Annotated in this window: 17 protein-coding genes; 14 read left to right on the top strand and 3 right to left on the bottom strand. The window is 35.4% G+C overall.

The window, feature by feature from the left end; translation table 11 throughout:
- The first annotated feature begins 44 nt into the window (after nucleotides 1-44).
- From RBU59_RS07285 to RBU59_RS07240, 10 genes are all read left to right on the top strand, one after another.
- The gene (locus RBU59_RS07285) at nucleotides 45-1,733 is read left to right on the top strand and encodes a methyl-accepting chemotaxis protein (protein ID WP_308147218.1); all 1,689 of its coding nucleotides are present in this window, start codon (nucleotides 45-47) and stop codon (nucleotides 1,731-1,733) included.
- Nucleotides 1,734-2,040: 307 nt separating this feature from the next.
- Nucleotides 2,041-3,387 carry an amidase family protein gene (locus tag RBU59_RS07280; RefSeq protein ID WP_308147217.1) on the top strand — a complete coding sequence of 449 codons (1,347 nt, stop codon included), beginning with the start codon at nucleotides 2,041-2,043 and terminating at the stop codon, nucleotides 3,385-3,387.
- Between the two features lie 140 nt (nucleotides 3,388-3,527).
- Entirely contained in the window at nucleotides 3,528-3,950 is a 423-nt protein-coding gene (locus RBU59_RS07275) for a MarR family winged helix-turn-helix transcriptional regulator (RefSeq protein ID WP_308147216.1), read from the top strand.
- A gap of 144 nt (nucleotides 3,951-4,094) precedes the next feature.
- Nucleotides 4,095-4,931, top strand: coding sequence for an alpha/beta hydrolase (locus tag RBU59_RS07270; RefSeq protein WP_308147215.1), 837 nt, complete (start codon nucleotides 4,095-4,097; stop codon nucleotides 4,929-4,931).
- Nucleotides 4,932-5,178: 247 nt separating this feature from the next.
- On the top strand, nucleotides 5,179-5,616 hold the full coding sequence (locus RBU59_RS07265) for a LytTR family DNA-binding domain-containing protein (RefSeq protein ID WP_308147214.1): 438 nt from the start codon (nucleotides 5,179-5,181) through the stop codon (nucleotides 5,614-5,616).
- 108 nt (nucleotides 5,617-5,724) lie between these two features.
- Nucleotides 5,725-6,177: a DUF3021 family protein gene (locus tag RBU59_RS07260; RefSeq protein ID WP_308147213.1), complete on the top strand. Its 453-nt coding sequence runs from the start codon at nucleotides 5,725-5,727 to the stop codon at nucleotides 6,175-6,177.
- A gap of 1 nt (nucleotide 6,178) precedes the next feature.
- Nucleotides 6,179-7,075 (top strand): ABC transporter ATP-binding protein, encoded by an 897-nt coding sequence (locus RBU59_RS07255; protein WP_308147212.1) that lies wholly within the window; start codon nucleotides 6,179-6,181, stop codon nucleotides 7,073-7,075.
- Nucleotides 7,075-7,791 (top strand): ABC transporter permease, encoded by a 717-nt coding sequence (locus RBU59_RS07250; protein ID WP_308147211.1) that lies wholly within the window; start codon nucleotides 7,075-7,077, stop codon nucleotides 7,789-7,791. The genes RBU59_RS07255 and RBU59_RS07250 overlap by 1 nt, the downstream gene beginning before the upstream one ends.
- Before the next feature lie 434 nt (nucleotides 7,792-8,225).
- Entirely contained in the window at nucleotides 8,226-8,801 is a 576-nt protein-coding gene (locus RBU59_RS07245) for a winged helix-turn-helix domain-containing protein (protein ID WP_308147210.1), read from the top strand.
- Nucleotides 8,794-10,152, top strand: coding sequence for an MFS transporter (locus RBU59_RS07240; RefSeq protein ID WP_308147209.1), 1,359 nt, complete (start codon nucleotides 8,794-8,796; stop codon nucleotides 10,150-10,152). Before RBU59_RS07245 ends, RBU59_RS07240 begins: the two co-directional genes overlap by 8 nt.
- Before the next feature lie 214 nt (nucleotides 10,153-10,366).
- Here RBU59_RS07240 and RBU59_RS28630 read toward each other — a convergent pair whose 3' ends face one another.
- Both RBU59_RS28630 and RBU59_RS28565 read right to left on the bottom strand, forming a co-directional pair.
- The gene (locus RBU59_RS28630; RefSeq protein WP_334307753.1) at nucleotides 10,367-10,555 is read right to left on the bottom strand and encodes a hypothetical protein; all 189 of its coding nucleotides are present in this window, start codon (nucleotides 10,553-10,555) and stop codon (nucleotides 10,367-10,369) included.
- A 25-nt stretch (nucleotides 10,556-10,580) separates the two neighbouring features.
- Nucleotides 10,581-10,928, bottom strand: a complete 348-nt coding sequence (locus RBU59_RS28565) for a tyrosine-type recombinase/integrase (RefSeq protein WP_330698494.1) — start codon at nucleotides 10,926-10,928, stop codon at nucleotides 10,581-10,583.
- 285 nt (nucleotides 10,929-11,213) lie between these two features.
- On the opposite strand from RBU59_RS28565, the gene RBU59_RS07230 reads away from it, so the two are divergent.
- The 4 genes from RBU59_RS07230 (at nucleotide 11,214) to rlmD (ending at nucleotide 15,805) form a co-directional block, all read left to right on the top strand.
- Nucleotides 11,214-12,020 carry an HD-GYP domain-containing protein gene (locus RBU59_RS07230; protein WP_308147208.1) on the top strand — a complete coding sequence of 269 codons (807 nt, stop codon included), beginning with the start codon at nucleotides 11,214-11,216 and terminating at the stop codon, nucleotides 12,018-12,020.
- Nucleotides 12,021-12,691: 671 nt separating this feature from the next.
- Nucleotides 12,692-13,165 (top strand): GNAT family N-acetyltransferase, encoded by a 474-nt coding sequence (locus RBU59_RS07225; RefSeq protein ID WP_308147207.1) that lies wholly within the window; start codon nucleotides 12,692-12,694, stop codon nucleotides 13,163-13,165.
- A 275-nt stretch (nucleotides 13,166-13,440) separates the two neighbouring features.
- Complete coding sequence (locus tag RBU59_RS07220) at nucleotides 13,441-14,343, top strand: radical SAM protein (RefSeq protein WP_308147206.1); 903 nt, start codon at nucleotides 13,441-13,443, stop codon at nucleotides 14,341-14,343.
- Between the two features lies 1 nt (nucleotide 14,344).
- Entirely contained in the window at nucleotides 14,345-15,805 is a 1,461-nt protein-coding gene (rlmD, locus tag RBU59_RS07215) for a 23S rRNA (uracil(1939)-C(5))-methyltransferase RlmD (RefSeq protein ID WP_308147205.1), read from the top strand.
- Nucleotides 15,806-15,986: 181 nt separating this feature from the next.
- Here the strand turns inward: rlmD and RBU59_RS07210 are convergent, their stop codons facing one another.
- Nucleotides 15,987-16,433 carry a hypothetical protein gene (locus RBU59_RS07210; RefSeq protein WP_308147204.1) on the bottom strand — a complete coding sequence of 149 codons (447 nt, stop codon included), beginning with the start codon at nucleotides 16,431-16,433 and terminating at the stop codon, nucleotides 15,987-15,989.
- Nucleotides 16,434-16,473: the final 40 nt, after the last annotated feature.

Genomic DNA, 16,473 nt, shown 5'->3' with positions numbered 1-16,473 from the left:
GAGTTTAACAGCACATAACACACAGCATACAGATGGAGGTACTTATGAAAATATCAGCAAAATTTATCAGTTTGATGTTAGGAATTACTATTTATACAGGAATCTTGATGTTCTTAATACTTACAGGATTAAACCATATTATGAATGTTACAAGGACTCATCAGCAGATTAATTCACCTACTATGATACAGTCTTTATCGCTGCAAAAAGACATTATTCAGATACAGCAGTGGCTGACGGATATTTCAGCAACCAGAGCAGAACCGGGGTTTGATGATGGCTTTGATGAAGCAGCCGTTTATTATGACAGTGCCAAAAACAGACTTGAAGTTTTAAAAGGATTGGGCATAGAGAAAGAAATTCTTGAATCTATATCAGAGAACCTGGATGAATATTATCAAATGGGTATTGATATGGCAAATGCTTACATTAAGGAAGGTACGGATGCAGGAAATACTTATATGGAGAAGTTTGATCCATATGCGGTCAAGATGGAAGAAAGTGTAAAGGTTCTACTGGATGAAGCTGATAAAAACTTTAATAATGGAAATGCTTTGATTATACGGAATACAAAAAATTTATACATAAAATCAATGATTCTATTTATTTTAATTATTCTGACCAGCATATTTTCTGTAATTATTATCATAAGGACTGTTTTACATCGAATTAATCTGGTGACCAATACCTTAAAAGATATCTCGGAAGGTGAGGGAGATCTGACACAACGCGTTACAGTAAAATCGAAAGATGAAATTGGAAGTTTATCTGTTTATTTTAATAATTTTGCAGATACTGTTAAAAGCATAGTTACATCAGTAAGAAATTTATCATTGCAGGCATCGGCAGCGGCAGATGAATTATCCGTATCTTCAAGGCAATCGGCAACGGCAGCAGAAGAAGTTGCTGAGGTTATTAATGCAATAGCCAAAGATGCAACAGACCAGGCTGTTTTTACCGAAAATGGTTCTGAAAAACTATTGATTTTAGGCAGACTCATTGAAAATAATAAAAGGCAGGCCCAAGCAGCGGCAGAAGCTTCTTCTAAAGTGGATGTACTAGTGGAAGAGGGCTTAAAGGTCATTGATAATCTTGCAATAAAAACCAAGGAACATAGCCATGCGACTGAAAGTGTATATGAGAATATACTAAAAACAAATGAGAGCGTTCGGAAAATAAGCGAAGCCAGCAATTTAATTGCCTCAATTGCTGAGGAAACGAACTTACTTGCATTAAATGCCGCAATTGAAGCTGCAAGAGCAGGAGAAGCAGGAAGAGGTTTTAATGTAGTAGCAGAGGAAATCAGAAAATTAGCGGAAGAGTCTGCAGTAACAACAAAAGTCATAACTGATATGGTGTCCAGTCTGCAAAATGACTCCGGTAATTCGGTTGATACAATGGAAGAAGTAAAAGCCGTATTAGCAGAACAGGCTCGTAATGTAAGCGATACGGAAAGTAATTACCGGGATATAGCAGTGGCAGCCAGAACCTCCTTTCAATCGGCAGATGTTATGAAAGCCGAAAGTAATCAGATGGAAGAGATGAAAAATGAAATACTGGATACCATAAAGAAGTTGTCGAGCCTTGCTGAGGGGAACGCAGCAAGTACGCAGGAAGCCAGTGCTTCAATGGAAGAACAAACTGCAATGATTGAAGAGATAGCAAACTTAAGTTTAGATTTATCCCGTTTATTTAATGAACTTCGGATTTCTATAGAAAAATTTAAAGTGTAAAGACTGTATTAACGTAAAAGACCTCCGATTTCCCGGTTTGATCCGGTTCAAGGAGGTCTTTTCTTGGTTGAGAAATTAGTATTAAAAGGATACCTGCATTTCCACTAGGGCATCTGTTAGAAGACGGTTGCTTATAACTTCTTTAAAAACACGATATTCCAACCGCGGGTATATTTGTAATAATCCTGTATTGTAATAATCATAATTATCACCTCATTATAGTATATGTATAAGGAACAACATTATATACAAACAAGAGTTTTTAGAAATCGGTGAAAACAGAATGCTTATACAAGGAGAATGATTTATGAAAGATCTGAATGAGATAACAATATTAGAACTTGTTATTATGTTAAGAAATAAAAACATATCCGCTAAAGAGTTAGTGCAGCACTACATAAAACGGATTCAATTATTGGATCAGGGAGAGAATGGATTAAACAGTGTGATCGAGATAAATCAGGAGGCAATAGAAATTGCAGATCAATTAGATAAAAAAGGGTTCAAAGGAGCCGGAATGTTAGCCGGTATTCCGATTCTTATAAAAGATAACATTGATACCGCTGATTTTATGCATACCTCAGCAGGATCATTAGCTTTAGCAGATTCAATTGCGGCCTCCGATGCTGATCTGGTTAAGGGATTAAGGGAAAGCAAAGCGATTATTCTTGGTAAGACTAATATGACGGAATTTGCCAACTATATGACACAAGATATGCCCAGTGGTTACAGCTCAAGAGGAGGTCAGGTCAAATCGCCTTATAAAGTTACGGAGAATCCCTCCGGCTCCAGTTCAGGTTCTGCAGTTGCAACAGCAGCTAATTTATGTGTTGCTTCCATTGGTACGGATACCTGTAATTCCATTATAGCTCCCGGGTTAAAGAATGGTATTGTAGGATTTAGACCCAGTATAGGCACTATTAGCCGGAAAGGCATCATTCCAATCAGCAATACTCTTGACACGGCCGGTCCAATGACAAGAACGGTAACCGATGCTTCCATTCTTTTCTCTGAACTGACCAATACTCAAATAAAGATAAATAATATTATTAATTTAGATGGAGTTACCGTCGGAATCAATGAATGGGGAAAAGAGGTAATGACAGAGGAAGAGACTGTAAAAACGGATGAAATTATAAAAGAATTGGCAGCAGCAGGAGGGGATATAAAGAGAATAGAGATTCCGGCAACAAAAAATGTAATGCCTTTAATGAAATATGAATTCAAAAATGCCATAAACCATTATTTGTCAGAGCTGCCGGCCGGTTATCCAATTCGGAGTTTAAAGGATATTATTCATTTTAATATGGAGCATAAAGACCTTACATTACGGTATGGGCAATCATACCTTATTGAAGCCGAGGAAAATACATGGGGTAACCAAAATCAGGCAGAATACCAGGAAATATTGGCTGACAGGACGGAAGAGTTAAAAAAGATCCGTTATCAGTTAAGGAATATTGATGTCTGTATTATGCTCATAACAAATAATATTCTGCACTATACCGGACTTCCCAGTATAACGGTACCCTGCGGTTTATACAAAAACGGAATGCCTTATGGCATTATATTAACAGCAAAAACTGATTTCGAGCTCTTAAAATATGCCAATGCAGTAGAAATGATTGTTGGACAGAGAGTAAAGCCATTATAAGTATGCTGTGGAATCAGGTGTTTCTATAATAACAGATGGCACCGGAGAAACAAGGGCTGTTTTGGTGTGCTGAAAATTTATTTTGTATAGTAATAAAATTTTATGTTGACAATAGTTTGATATAAAACTATAATGAAACCATGAATTCAAACGACATTATTTCATTAATTTCAAAGATCAGAGAGAAAGTCAATCGTCTGATTATTTCAGAATTGGCAGCACATGGTGTGGATGGACTTGTAACATCTCATGGAGATATTATTTTTGCTCTTATTCATAAATCTAAGATGACCATGGCAGAGATTGCCGCAAAAATCGGCAAAGATAAGTCTACCGTTACTGCGCTGGTTGATAAATTAGTCAAACTTGGATATGTGAAAAAGGAAAGAGATGAAGAGGATACAAGAATCATTTATGTTTCCCTTACCGTCAAAGGATTTGATTTAAAACCCGTATTTGACGAGATTTCACAAAAAGTATTAAAGGTTTTTTATAATGACATATCAGATAAAGAAAAGGAGGTATTATTTCAAATGCTTAATAAAATTTATAGTAACTTCTAATTTTATTTATTATAATAGTTTGATATCAAACTAAACAACAAAAGGTGATAGAAAATAAAAAAGAAAAGGAGCCACGAGAACAATTCTTTCACTCTAATTTGTGGCTATAGCGCAGTAGGTCTGCGGATTATAAGGAAATAAGAAATGATAGATTATACAAAAATACTACCGGATCATATGGAGAGATATATCGGAGAAAATGATTTATTCTTAGAAATATACCAAGGTATAGAAAGGGCCGGTACAAAGAACAAAAGGCCTCCTTTGTTATTGGTACATGGTGCCTATACGGGAAGCTGGATGTGGAGTAAATATATCCCCCATTTTGTGAATGGTGGATGGGATTGCTATGTAATGAATATGAGAGGTCATTACAAAAGCAGGGTTATGGATCTAACGAAAGTGTACTTTGAAGATTATTTGGAAGATATTAAGGAAGTAATTGGGGAAGTAATAAGGGAATGTGGTGAACCACCTATTATTCTTGGATTTAGTATGGGAGGAATTCTGTGCCAAAAAACAGCGGAAAGTATTTCATTAACAGGTTTGGTTTTAATTGATTCGAGTATCAGCAGGGAAGTGCATGATATGGCTCCCTACGAAAATACGGAAAATGTGAAACCGGGAATCATTGTACCTGCTCCGGAACGGAATGAGGAATACAGCATGGACGAATCAGCGGAGGACATAACATTTCAGAAAAAATACCTGGCAGCGGAATCGACACATGCATTTCTGGCCTCTTCTTTTCTCTTTGGAGCGAAAGATGGGATATCCATTGACAGCAGTCTCATAAAGACTCCTTGCCTGGTTATCAAAGCGATAAACAGTGAAGAAGATGACAGACGGGGACAGACCGAAGCGCTGCACCTAAGAGGGGAGTACTTAGGACTATATAAAACAACTCATACAGGTCTTCTGGTTGGGCAAAGATATATAGAAGCAGTGGAAAGAATAATTAAATGGCTCAAGCGTTTTTAAATCACGGTAGATTCATATTGCTGCAGGTATAAAAGGAGCAGGGAAAACCTGTTCTTTTTTTAATACATAGAAAGTTCTCCGAACTTCCTAAGAATTAAAAACCCGACCGGCAAGCCAGACTCTTAGTATAACCATATGAGTATGCAACTTACATCCTAAATTATGGCAGGAAACCGGAAATCTATTGAAAAATAAAGAGATTATAGTAAGATAGAATTAATGAAACTCTATGGGAGGAAGAGAACTCTTGAGGATAAATATAGAACAGTCCAAGGATGTTAATGAAACTGAGATTACTATAAAATGTCAAAGTCAGACGGAAGAGGTAGAGCGAATCATATCGGCCATACAGTTACTGAACCATACCATTACGGGAAAAGCAGAAGGAAAAACCTATTTTGTAAAGTTAGAAGATATTCTTTACTTTGATACAGTGGATGAGAGAGTTTTTATCTATACAAAAAACAAGGTATATGAGACAGGTCTGAGACTATATGAGATTGAGGAAAAATTTGCAGATACCAGTGTAATCAGAGTAAGTAAATCTTCCATTTTAAATCTTATGAAAGTAGAGCAGATAACTCCGCTGTTGAACGGAAGGATTAAAGCGATCCTGCAAAATGAGGAATCTATTATTATATCCAGACAATATATACATAATTTTAAAAAGAAATTAGGGATATAATCTGCCTGGCATTAGAAATTTGATCAAAGCAGATATTTGTTTAGAGGATGCCGGGAAACATGGTGTTAGTAAAACCAGTAAGAAATATAATGACAGGAAGGAATAAATATGTATAAAAAAATTTTATTAAATTTTCTATTCGGATTAGTTATATCTTATACAATTGAGATATTGGTTATGGCAGTTGCAGTTATATTATCCGGGTTGGATTCCATTCCGGTATTTATGATTATTGAGGCTTTTGGATTAGCTGCATGCTGTTCTTTTATCGGTGCGGTTTTTTCTTCCAATCGGCTAAACTATTATTTACAGGTCGTATTAACCTATATCTTTACGTTTATCGTAATTATATCATTTTCCCTCATGTTCCGTTGGTATGATAACGGACAGGGAATATTTGGCGGTAAGTCCTTTTTTATAATTATCATCAGTTTATTTACAACAGGATATATCATAATTTTACTTATTAAAGGAGTTATCCAAAGAAAAAGAGTGAAATTAATGAATACAAAATTAGCGGAATATAAAGAGAATAAAGAAAAAGAAAAAGGAGGAGAGTAATATGTCTGCTATATTGGATGTAAAAGATCTGGTGAAAAGTTATAACGGAAAAGAAGTGCTTCATGGTGTTTCCTTTCAGGTAGAGAAAGGTGAGATATTTGCACTTCTTGGTGTAAACGGAGCAGGTAAAACGACTACATTAGAATGTCTGGAAGGGTTAAAGCGATATGACAGCGGCAGGATACAATTTTTTAATAAAGAAGAGAATCAGACCAATTTGCACAGTTTAATCGGTATCCAATTGCAATCCAGTGTTTTACCGGGAAATATTACAGTCTACGAAGCGTACCGTTTATTTTGTCTGGCTAATAAGGTTAAAACAAATAAGAATCTATTAGAACGATTCGGACTTAAAAATGTAATTCACAAACAATATGACTCTTTATCTGCCGGGCAGAAACGAAGACTTCATTTAGTTCTTGCGCTGGTACATAATCCGGAAATTGTATTTCTGGATGAACCTACTGCCGGGCTTGACGTGGAAGGCCAGGTTGCTCTCCACGAAGAAATAAGCAAACTTAAAGAATCCGGTAAAACCGTCCTTATGGCTTCTCATGATATGGCAGAGGTTGAGAAATTATGTGACCGGATTGCTATTATGAAAGAGGGAAAAATCGGTTATATCGGAAGTGCAGAAGAATTGATTCCGGCTTTTACCGACACAACTGAAATTGCTCTAAAGACAGAGAATTCTTATGAAACAGGCAGTTTAAAATTCAGTGAATATCTAAAAAGGGATAATGGATATGTTTATTATAAATCAGGTGTTTTATCCGATGCATTATTGGAGCTTTTACAAACTTATAAAGAGAACAATCAAAAAGTTCTGGACGTTAAAATTAACCATGCAACGTTAGAAGAAAAGTTCATGGAGTTTTCGAAGGAGGATTTAGTCTGATGGAAGTATTAGCTTATTCGATTATTTTGCAATGGAAGAGAAATTTACGGAATAAAAATGTCCTGTTGCTTTATTATATAATTCCACTGGGATTTTGGGCTTTTATGGGCGCAATATTCTCTTCGATCAATCCGAATATGAAAAGTGTATTATTGGAAGTACTGACGGTGATTGCAGTATCCACCGGAGCGTTGCTCGGTGTACCCATATCGTTAAGTGAATCCTATACCGGTGATATTAAAAAATCCTATATTGCCGGAAATATAAAATTATGGATTGGTGTCATTAGTAACTTTATATCAGCATTTATACATTTAAGCATAGTCAGTGTAATTATATATTTTTTAACACCGGTTACTTTTCATACTAAAGCGGTTGAAAATATCCCGCTTTATGTGATATTCCTGTTACTTTTTTTGATTACGTCCATTTCTGTGGGATGTGTTATTGGTTTATATGTAAAGGACCAGGGAAAACTGACGATTTATTCCCAAATAGTATATATGCCCTCTCTTATGTTATCCGGTATTATGTTCGATGCTGCGATGCTGCCAAAAGCATTTGAACTGGCAGGTAAACTGCTTCCTGCAACCTGGGGTTTTGAAGCCATGAAAAGTGCGAAATTCCAATTATCCTTTGTGTTGCCGCAATTTATTATCTTAGGGATAGCAATTCTGTTAATTAGTTTGCGGTTAATCAGGATAATGAAAGAATAAAGAGTAAGGTATAAGGGATAACCTCTTGGATTTGAGTAATCTTTGTATATTTCATTAAATCCCGGATAATCAAATAAAAATGGAAAAAGATTGAATGTACCTAGCTACGGATCGGGTATAATAATCTAAGAATGCAGTGGTGGCAAGTGTAGAGGCAGTGGTGTACTTGTGTAATTATGTACTTCATCCAAGGGAGGGCGTACCTGGGATGAAGTATATTCCGTATTACGCAATCAAGTAATAAAATTGTGTAAATTGGCAAACCACAATTTAAACTTGGCTTTTGACACACCTAATCAATTATATGATAATAAATTATTAAATATTGCCTTGACGTTACGCAATGCGTAATGTTATAATCTGTGTAATGATTAGTATATCTAAAATTAATTAGGAAGCACAAATATTTAGAGATGGAAAGGAAAATGTGTTTTATGAACAAAGTTAAACTTACTACAAAAAAAGAATTGAGTATCTACATGAATCCGGTGAGACAGCAGCTGCTTCGTCAGTTAAATATTACCGGTATCCCTATGACACCTAAAATGCTGGCAGATAAATTGAATATATCGGCCTCCGGTGTACAGCACCATATTAAAAAGCTTATATCCTTAGGATTAATTGAATTAGATCATACCGAAATTATTAATGGTATTACAGCAAGTTTTTATAAACCTACCTATGTGACAGTTCAGATTGGCTTGGAAAAGAGCGATGAAACAGCTCCTCAGAGGGAAGCGCTGACGCAGAATTTAATAGCCCAGGTCTATGATGGTTTCCAGTCGACGAAAGAAAAGTTGCTTAAGAAATATGAGAATGCGGATTCGGAATTTTTAAATCAATGGGGTGATATAGTAACCGGTGTGCTTTATTTAAAAGAAGAGGAATCCAAGGAACTTTTAAGTATGATTTCAGAATACATCCGTTTGCATGCAATACCTGATGCAGACCGGACACCTTGGGAATATGCCATTATTTTATATAATGCAAAGGAGAATCTGGATGACTAAACTGCAGCAGGCACTTGTAACAATGAATAGCTTTTCCTTAGGGATTATACTCCCTGTATTAAATCTGGTTTTACTGGAGAGAGGTGCAAGCTTACAGACACTTCCGATCCTTATGGCAATTTACGCGGTTACGGTTCTTGCACTTGAATTACCTAGTGGAGTATGTGCGGATTTGTATGGGCGTAAAACAGTATTTTTAATATCCTGTGGATTTCAAATAATTTCCCTGATACTTCTAATTTTTTCAAATAATATTGTGTTACTGGTATTCGTTGTAATCTTTAATGGGTTAAGCCGTGCATTTTCTTCCGGCAGTCTGGATGCATTGATTATCGATCAAACGCTGGCTCTTTATGGGGATTCCTGCTTGGCTAAAGTTACCTCCCGTTTGGCTATATTAGAGGGAAGCGGTTTAGCAGCCGGAGGGATTGCCGGCGGATTTATTTCATATCTATATGGTTCCTATTTCTCAAACCTGATTCTTCGAATATTTTTTACAGCTGTTATTTTTATTTTATGCTTTATTTATATGAAAGAATCGGTGGTATTGGCTGAAAGGGAAGAAACGATATCCTTGTTTATTCATTTAAAAAAAGGGTGGGAAATAATAGTGTCTGCTCCTTTATTGCGATATATTTTTGCAGGTGTATTTTTTGTAGGATTTTTTTTAATTACTATAGAAACCTATTGGCAGCCGGCATTTATAAATTTATCTTCAGCATCGGACAGAACCTGGGTACTTGGAATTATTACATTTTTGGGATTTTTGGCCGCTGCAGCAGGAAATTCAATTTCACAAAAAATCCTTGATAAATTCAGTAACTATCATTGGTGCATCTATAATATATTCCGTTTCATCCTTGCGATAGGTATTCTTATCTTTGCAGTTCAACAAAGCAGTATCGGTTTTATCTTAGGGTATGCAGGAATCTATTTTATGTTAGGTGCCGGTAATGTATCGGAAAATACGTTAGTCAATCAGGTCACACCCAGTCATATGAGAGCCAGTTTACTTTCCCTGATTTCTTTTATAACCCAACTTGGAGTAATGTGTGCTTCCGTTTTCAGCAGTATCATGATTAAACGGCTGCACTTTACCGGGTTATGGATGATAACCGGCTTACTGCTTGGAGGTTATGTCTTAATAACAGCCTCCGTTACATATCTTAAGAGGGGTCTATTATTCGGTAAAGTTGTTAAAGAATTACAGCAGGATAATAGCTGTGAAATAGAGGATAGTTTACAACCAGGTAATGAACTTGCGCATCATATGGTTAAAATGCCGGGAGAAATCGAAGATAAAGATGAACTGACAGAAAAGGCGAGGGCTGATTACGAGTATAAAGTATAATGAGATGCATAAAAGCAATCCATAAGATAAATTAAATGCAGAGATTTATTTATATGGAAATTTATTCTATATATGGGAAATTAATCCTAAAAATACAACAATATCATAATATTGTTGCATTTATTTTAAATCATTTTAAACTACCACAGTTTAAATGTCAATACATCAAATATTTTGTATAAAAATAGTTAAAAATATTGTTTAAAAATGGATGTTATAGTTGAACTATGGAGTATAATTCATCTTTTTGGTCTTGATTAATGCCTATATACCGGAGTGTGATGTTGGGCGAACTGTGGTTGAAAGTATCCATAATAAGTCCAATATTATACTTCGATATTTTATAAGTCCAATAACCCCATGTCTTTCTTAAACTGTGCGTTCCGAAGTTCTCAATGCCCATTACGGATGCGGCCTCTTTCAATACTTTATAGACCCTGGATTCTTCCAAGATAACCTCCTTTTTGGCTTTTAAAAAGGTAATCATTCAACTTAACATCCCGGCTTTTAACATAATTAATAAGGCACCTGCGGAGAGTGTCATTTAATTTGATTTTTTTCTCTTTAGACGTTTTCTTTTCTTTTAAAATAAGGTATTCTTTGAAATGCCATTTATCATTAAAAATGTCATTCACTTTAATCGGTATTATATCACTGATTCTTAAGCCGGTATTAATCCCAAACTTAAATAGTAAAGCATATTTTGGATCATTTCCGTTCAGATATTGGTATAATTGTCTGATTTTGGCTTTTTCTCGAATTGGTTCTACAGTCATTTTTAACATATCCTCCTAATGCATCTTTTTTATAATATATTATACAAAAAAATTACATCATAATATACATAAATTTGATAGGAATTTATTAAAATGTAGTTTAGAGGCTGATTAAAAAAGGGTTTTAAGATATTAAAAATGCAACATAATTATGATAATGTTTATTTTCTAAATGAGAAAATACTGATTAACATCGATACCTGTACACATCCTGAGTTTAGAGAAAAACAGCCAAAAGTGACAGTTATGGCTTCCAGGACAAATCGATAGAAAGGAGCTGGGTAAATGGCAGATATAATCGCAAGTAAAAACATTTATGACAAAAACGGGGTCCTGTTATTGGCCAAAGGACAAAAAGCAACAGACATTGTTCTGGAAAAATTAAGATTACATGAAATTTATGAAAAGGAACAGGCTGCAACAAATAATAAGATAAAAGTACCGGCTGTTCCGGTAACACCGGAATTTAAAGAAAGATGGAATCTCCGGGATGACCGCATTCTTGCTTATGCCAACGAGGTATTAAGTACGATCATATTTGAGTCTAAAACAAAGCCCTGGTGGATGTTGGTTAATGTATTAACGAACTATGTGGATTGGATGTACACCCATTCCCTTGATGTTGCAATGATCTCACTTATGATTGCAGCTGAATTAAAATATAAGGATAATGAGTTATGGAACCTGGGTTTGGGAGCTTTATTGCACGATGTAGGCAAGATTATGATTCCGAAATCCATACTGCAAAAGCCAGGACCCTTGAATGATACGGAAATGTTTTATATGAAGCAGCACTGCGAATTAGGTTTAAGCTCCCTCACAGCGTATAATCTTTCTGCAGATTGTACAGATATCGTAATACAGCATCATGAACGGCTAGATGGAAGCGGTTATCCATACGGCCTTAAAGAAAATGAAATCTGTTTTAATGCCAAAATCGTAATGGTAGCAGATACGATTGATGCCATCACTTCCGGTCGGCCGTATAAACAGCCAAAAAGCATGGATACAGCCATAAAAATATTGAGCAGTGAAACTGGGAAGTATCCCCAGGAGATTATTCCTGTGTTGGAATTAATACTAATGAGCTGACAGAGTGATAACTTATCAGATTCTTACATAAGATAGGGATTATATTGAGATAGAAACATTAAAATTGCTAATTACAGGAACCGTCTGATGAAAGTATAATTGTAACAGGTGCCGCGTTAATGGTCCAGAACTGTATTTCAGATGGTTCACTTACAGATTATTACATAAAACAGTATTTTAAGGACGATTAACAGGACACCGACTTATTCCTGCTACGCAGGTCTTTCAGTCGGAGCCCTACCTCCGACTGAAACAAGTAAGTTCCAAGCCCACCATTACGCTTACAATTGTAAGCGTGGAACTTACTTGTAAAATAAAACTTGGAACAAAAGCAGTACTCTGGGATGATATTCGGCGGCGAGAAATACTGCCTCTTTACGAAGTGATAAGTAGCTTCTTTCGGTAGAAAACAATTATAATAAAAAAAGACAGAGTGGGAAAATTGACAAAGTAAATAGATGTGATAAAATGAAAAATAACATATTTTAGTAATTAATAAAGTTAGAAAGCAATAGAAAATAGAACTACTAGAAAATAGAAGCTAATAGAATCTAGAAATTAATAGAACCTAGAAATTATTAGAACCTAATAAAAGTATACCAGTGCGATTTTTATAATATTGTAAATATAAATATTAATTTAAAGATTCGATATTCATAAAGGAGGTCAAAATGGAAATATGCTCTGTTAATCCTGCAAACCGGAAGCAAATTAATGAATTTATCAGTTCCCAATGGTATTCAACAGATATGGTGATAAGAGGAGAGGTTGTGGATTTGACCACAGTGGATGGCTTTGCGGTATTTGACGCGGAAGACTTGATCGGACTCATCACTTATAGAATAATGGAAGATGAGTGTGAAATTACATCATTTGACAGTCTGAGGGAAAATCAGGGGATCGGAACCAGCCTGCTTAATAAAGTAAAAGAAGAAGCGGTAAAACAGAACTGCAAAAAAGTTAAATTAATAACAACTAATGATAATATTAATGCTCTTCGTTATTATCAGAAAAGAGGCTTTGACATGGTACATCTTTATCCCAACGCTTTGGATATTTCAAGACAATTAAAACCCACTATTCCTATGTCAGGAGACTTTGGTATTCCTTTAAAACATGAAATTGAGTTTGAAATAATTTTGTAACAAAAGGATATAGAAGCGAATGAGTTTACTAGACAGATGAAAATCTGCTGATATAATGAATGATTATATTTGACGAAAGTGATTCAAAATGATGAAAATTATTATTTTGAATCACTTTATTTTTTTCTGAAAGTATAAAATATCAACTGGTTTTAAATACTCAGTAAATATTCTTACGGTTCTAAATACGTAGTAATTGTATTTTAAAGGTATTTCAGTTAAAATGTATGAAGTGCAGATATTTTAAGATAAACGAATAAAAGGAATTAATTATTATGGATAATAATTTGCTTAAAGATTGTACCTTATGTCCAAGAAATTGCCACATAGACCGGACTGTGGGGCAGATGGGCGTATGCAGGGAAACTGATGAACTGGTGGTTGCAAGGGCAACACTTCATATGTGGGAAGAACCTTGTATATCCGGTGAAAAAGGTTCTGGAACCGTATTCTTTTCCGGCTGCTCCCTGGGATGTGTCTATTGTCAGAACCATAATATAGCCAGAGGCCTGGCCGGCAGGAACATTAGTATAGAACGTCTGTCAGATATATTTCTGGAACTGCAGGATAAGGGAGCCAATAATATTAATCTGGTAACACCAAGTCACTTTGTAGTCCAGATTATTAAAGCAATCGAGTTGGCAAAAGCAAAAGGGCTTCAACTACCTATCGTTTATAACAGCAGCGGTTATGAAAAGGTAGAAACGATAAAGTTATTAGAAGGTTATGTAGATATATATTTACCCGATTTAAAATATAAGTCCGGTGAAATATCAAAAAAGTATTCCAATGCGGAAAATTATTTTCAGTATGCAACAAAGGCGATAAATGAGATGGTTCGCCAGACTGGAGAACCAGCCTTTAATGAAGCTGGTATTATGACAAGAGGTGTCATAGTAAGGCATTTAGCTCTTCCGGGATGCCTAAAGGATTCAAAAGATATAATGGAATATTTGTATGAAACTTTCGGAAATCATATCTATATAAGTATTATGAATCAGTATACGCCAATGCCCAATGTAATACAATATCCTGAGATTAACCGGAAGATAACAGAAGAAGAATATGATGAATTAATTGATTATGCACTTTACTTGGGAGTTGAGAATGGTTTTATCCAAGAGGGAGAAACAGCATCGGACAGTTTCATCCCGGAATTTAATGAAGAAGGAGTTTAACATGTCAGTATACAGAGAGAAAAATGGAGATAAGAAAATAGCAGGAGATAAAAAAATAGCCGGGGATAGAAAAATAGCCGGAGATAGAAAATTATCCGGAGATAGAAAGATAGCCGGAGATAGAAAAATAGCAGGAGATAAAAAAATAGCCGGAGATAGAAAATTATCCGGAGATAGAAAATTAGCAGGAGATAAAAAAATAGTTGGGGATAGAAAAATAGCTGGAGACAAAAAAATAACTGGAGATAAAAAAATATTTGAGGAGAATAAAAGAGGTGTTAGTAATAAAAACAGATCGGATAAGAGTAATAAAAATCAACTAATTTGTCCCGTGATAAAAAAATGCGGCGGATGTCAGTTGCTGCATATCAGTTATGAACAGCAGCTGATAACAAAACAGAAACAGGTGGAGGGACTGCTAAATAAATTCACTAAAGCGGAACGAATTATTGGTATGGACAATCCTTATCATTACCGTAATAAAGTACATGCAGTTTTTGATCATGACAGGAAAGGCAATCCTATCTCCGGTGTTTATGAAGCCGGAACACATCGGGTATTAACTGTAGAGAGCTGTTTAATAGAAGATGAAAAAGCAGACGAAATTATTGGAACGATACGTGGAATGTTAAAATCATTTAAAATTAAAACTTATGATGAGGACACGGAATTTGGTTTACTTCGCCATGTGCTGATCCGTAAAGGATATCACAGCGGGCAGATTATGGTGGTTTTAGTAATTTCTTCACCCATATTCCCATCGAAAAACAATTTTGTAAAGGCACTTTTGAAACAGCACCCGGAGATCACCACCATCGTATTAAATGTAAATAATAAAAAGACTAGTATGGTTTTGGGAGAAAAAGAACAAGTCATTTATGGAAAAGGTTATATAGAAGACACTCTCTGCGAGAGAGTTTTCCGTATTTCACCCAAATCATTTTACCAGGTAAATACGGTACAGACAGAGATACTATATAAAAAAGCAATAGAGCTTGCGGGTCTTACAGGTAAAGAAACTATAGTAGATGCATATTGTGGTATCGGTACTATAGGACTGATAGCCAGCAGCAATGTTAAAAAAGTTATCGGAGTAGAATTAAATCCGGATGCAGTAAAGGATGCCAAAACCAATGCATCAAGAAATAACATTAAAAATGTTGATTTCTACAACAAAGACGCGGGAGAATTTATGCGGCAGATGGCCGCACAGAATGAATCTGTGGATGTGGTTTTTATGGACCCGCCCAGAGCCGGAAGTGATGAAATATTCTTAAATTCCGTGTGCACGTTAGCACCTGCAAAGATTGTATATATTTCCTGTAATCCGGTAACATTGGAGAGAGACCTTAATTACCTTGTTAAAAATAAATATAAGGTTGAGAAAATTATACCGGTGGATATGTTCCCAGGAACGGAACATGTTGAAACAGTAGTATTGATGTCAAGGGTTGAAAAGTAGAAACTTGGAAAGTGTAGAAAATATGGGGTTCTGCGTGTTTTGCTGATTTGCAGAATGGCAGAACCCTATGTAAAATGGCTATTCCTTGGGAATATATCTACTGTGAAAAAGTCGCATAGTTGAGTAGACAGAATTACTTTTGGGTAGGTTGTGGAGATAGAAATGCTGTAAAATAGGCTAATTAACATTGCTGAAATGAATCCCAATGATGATTAGCCTGGCAACAATTATAGCCTGTGCACCATTGAATGGTATATGTTTCATCGCCTGCTTTTAATGGAGTAAGTGAGATTAACAACCAGTTTTCTGTTCCTGTATTTGGATTATTCTCATAGAATCGGTTTATGGTTAAACTGGATTGTATGGCGATGAAAGTATAAAAATAACTAAAGTTTTTAAATGGTTTTTCAAAGCTGGTGGTTACCACATCATAGTATGATAATTCCAGAAGAACTTGCTTTTCCTTTTGTGTGTCCAAGGTATCAAATTTTATATTCACAATAGGATTGCAGGGATCTTCAGATTGTTTTTTTGAGAAATTCTTTAAGGCTTTCCTAAGTTCCCTTTTAATTTGCAAACTACCTCGATAATAAATGGAAATGTGTAGTATCGGTTTGTTGTTATTCATGAGAATACCTCCTTTGGTAGTATCACATATTAACTCTAAA

The sequence above is a fragment of the Anaerocolumna sp. MB42-C2 genome (assembly GCF_030913705.1).
Lineage (GTDB): Bacteria > Bacillota > Clostridia > Lachnospirales > Lachnospiraceae > Anaerocolumna.
The sequence above is the reverse complement of the archived record's forward strand: the minus strand, read 5'-3'. Positions and strand labels throughout refer to the sequence as shown.

Bases quoted from the DNA above. Each gene is read 5' to 3' on its own strand.
- RBU59_RS07285 (WP_308147218.1), top strand. From the start codon at position 45: ATGAAAATATCAGCAAAATTTATCAGTTTGATGTTAGGAATTACTATT.
- RBU59_RS07280 (WP_308147217.1), top strand. From the start codon at position 2,041: ATGAAAGATCTGAATGAGATAACAATATTAGAACTTGTTATTATGTTA.
- RBU59_RS07275 (WP_308147216.1), top strand. From the start codon at position 3,528: ATGAATTCAAACGACATTATTTCATTAATTTCAAAGATCAGAGAGAAA.
- RBU59_RS07270 (WP_308147215.1), top strand. From the start codon at position 4,095: ATGATAGATTATACAAAAATACTACCGGATCATATGGAGAGATATATC.
- RBU59_RS07260 (WP_308147213.1), top strand. From the start codon at position 5,725: ATGTATAAAAAAATTTTATTAAATTTTCTATTCGGATTAGTTATATCT.
- RBU59_RS07255 (WP_308147212.1), top strand. From the start codon at position 6,179: ATGTCTGCTATATTGGATGTAAAAGATCTGGTGAAAAGTTATAACGGA.
- RBU59_RS07250 (WP_308147211.1), top strand. From the start codon at position 7,075: ATGGAAGTATTAGCTTATTCGATTATTTTGCAATGGAAGAGAAATTTA.
- RBU59_RS07245 (WP_308147210.1), top strand. From the start codon at position 8,226: ATGAACAAAGTTAAACTTACTACAAAAAAAGAATTGAGTATCTACATG.
- RBU59_RS07240 (WP_308147209.1), top strand. From the start codon at position 8,794: ATGACTAAACTGCAGCAGGCACTTGTAACAATGAATAGCTTTTCCTTA.
- RBU59_RS28630 (WP_334307753.1), bottom strand. From the start codon at position 10,555: ATGGGCATTGAGAACTTCGGAACGCACAGTTTAAGAAAGACATGGGGT.
- RBU59_RS28565 (WP_330698494.1), bottom strand. From the start codon at position 10,928: ATGACTGTAGAACCAATTCGAGAAAAAGCCAAAATCAGACAATTATAC.
- RBU59_RS07230 (WP_308147208.1), top strand. From the start codon at position 11,214: ATGGCAGATATAATCGCAAGTAAAAACATTTATGACAAAAACGGGGTC.
- RBU59_RS07225 (WP_308147207.1), top strand. From the start codon at position 12,692: ATGGAAATATGCTCTGTTAATCCTGCAAACCGGAAGCAAATTAATGAA.
- RBU59_RS07220 (WP_308147206.1), top strand. From the start codon at position 13,441: ATGGATAATAATTTGCTTAAAGATTGTACCTTATGTCCAAGAAATTGC.
- rlmD (WP_308147205.1), top strand. From the start codon at position 14,345: ATGTCAGTATACAGAGAGAAAAATGGAGATAAGAAAATAGCAGGAGAT.
- RBU59_RS07210 (WP_308147204.1), bottom strand. From the start codon at position 16,433: ATGAATAACAACAAACCGATACTACACATTTCCATTTATTATCGAGGT.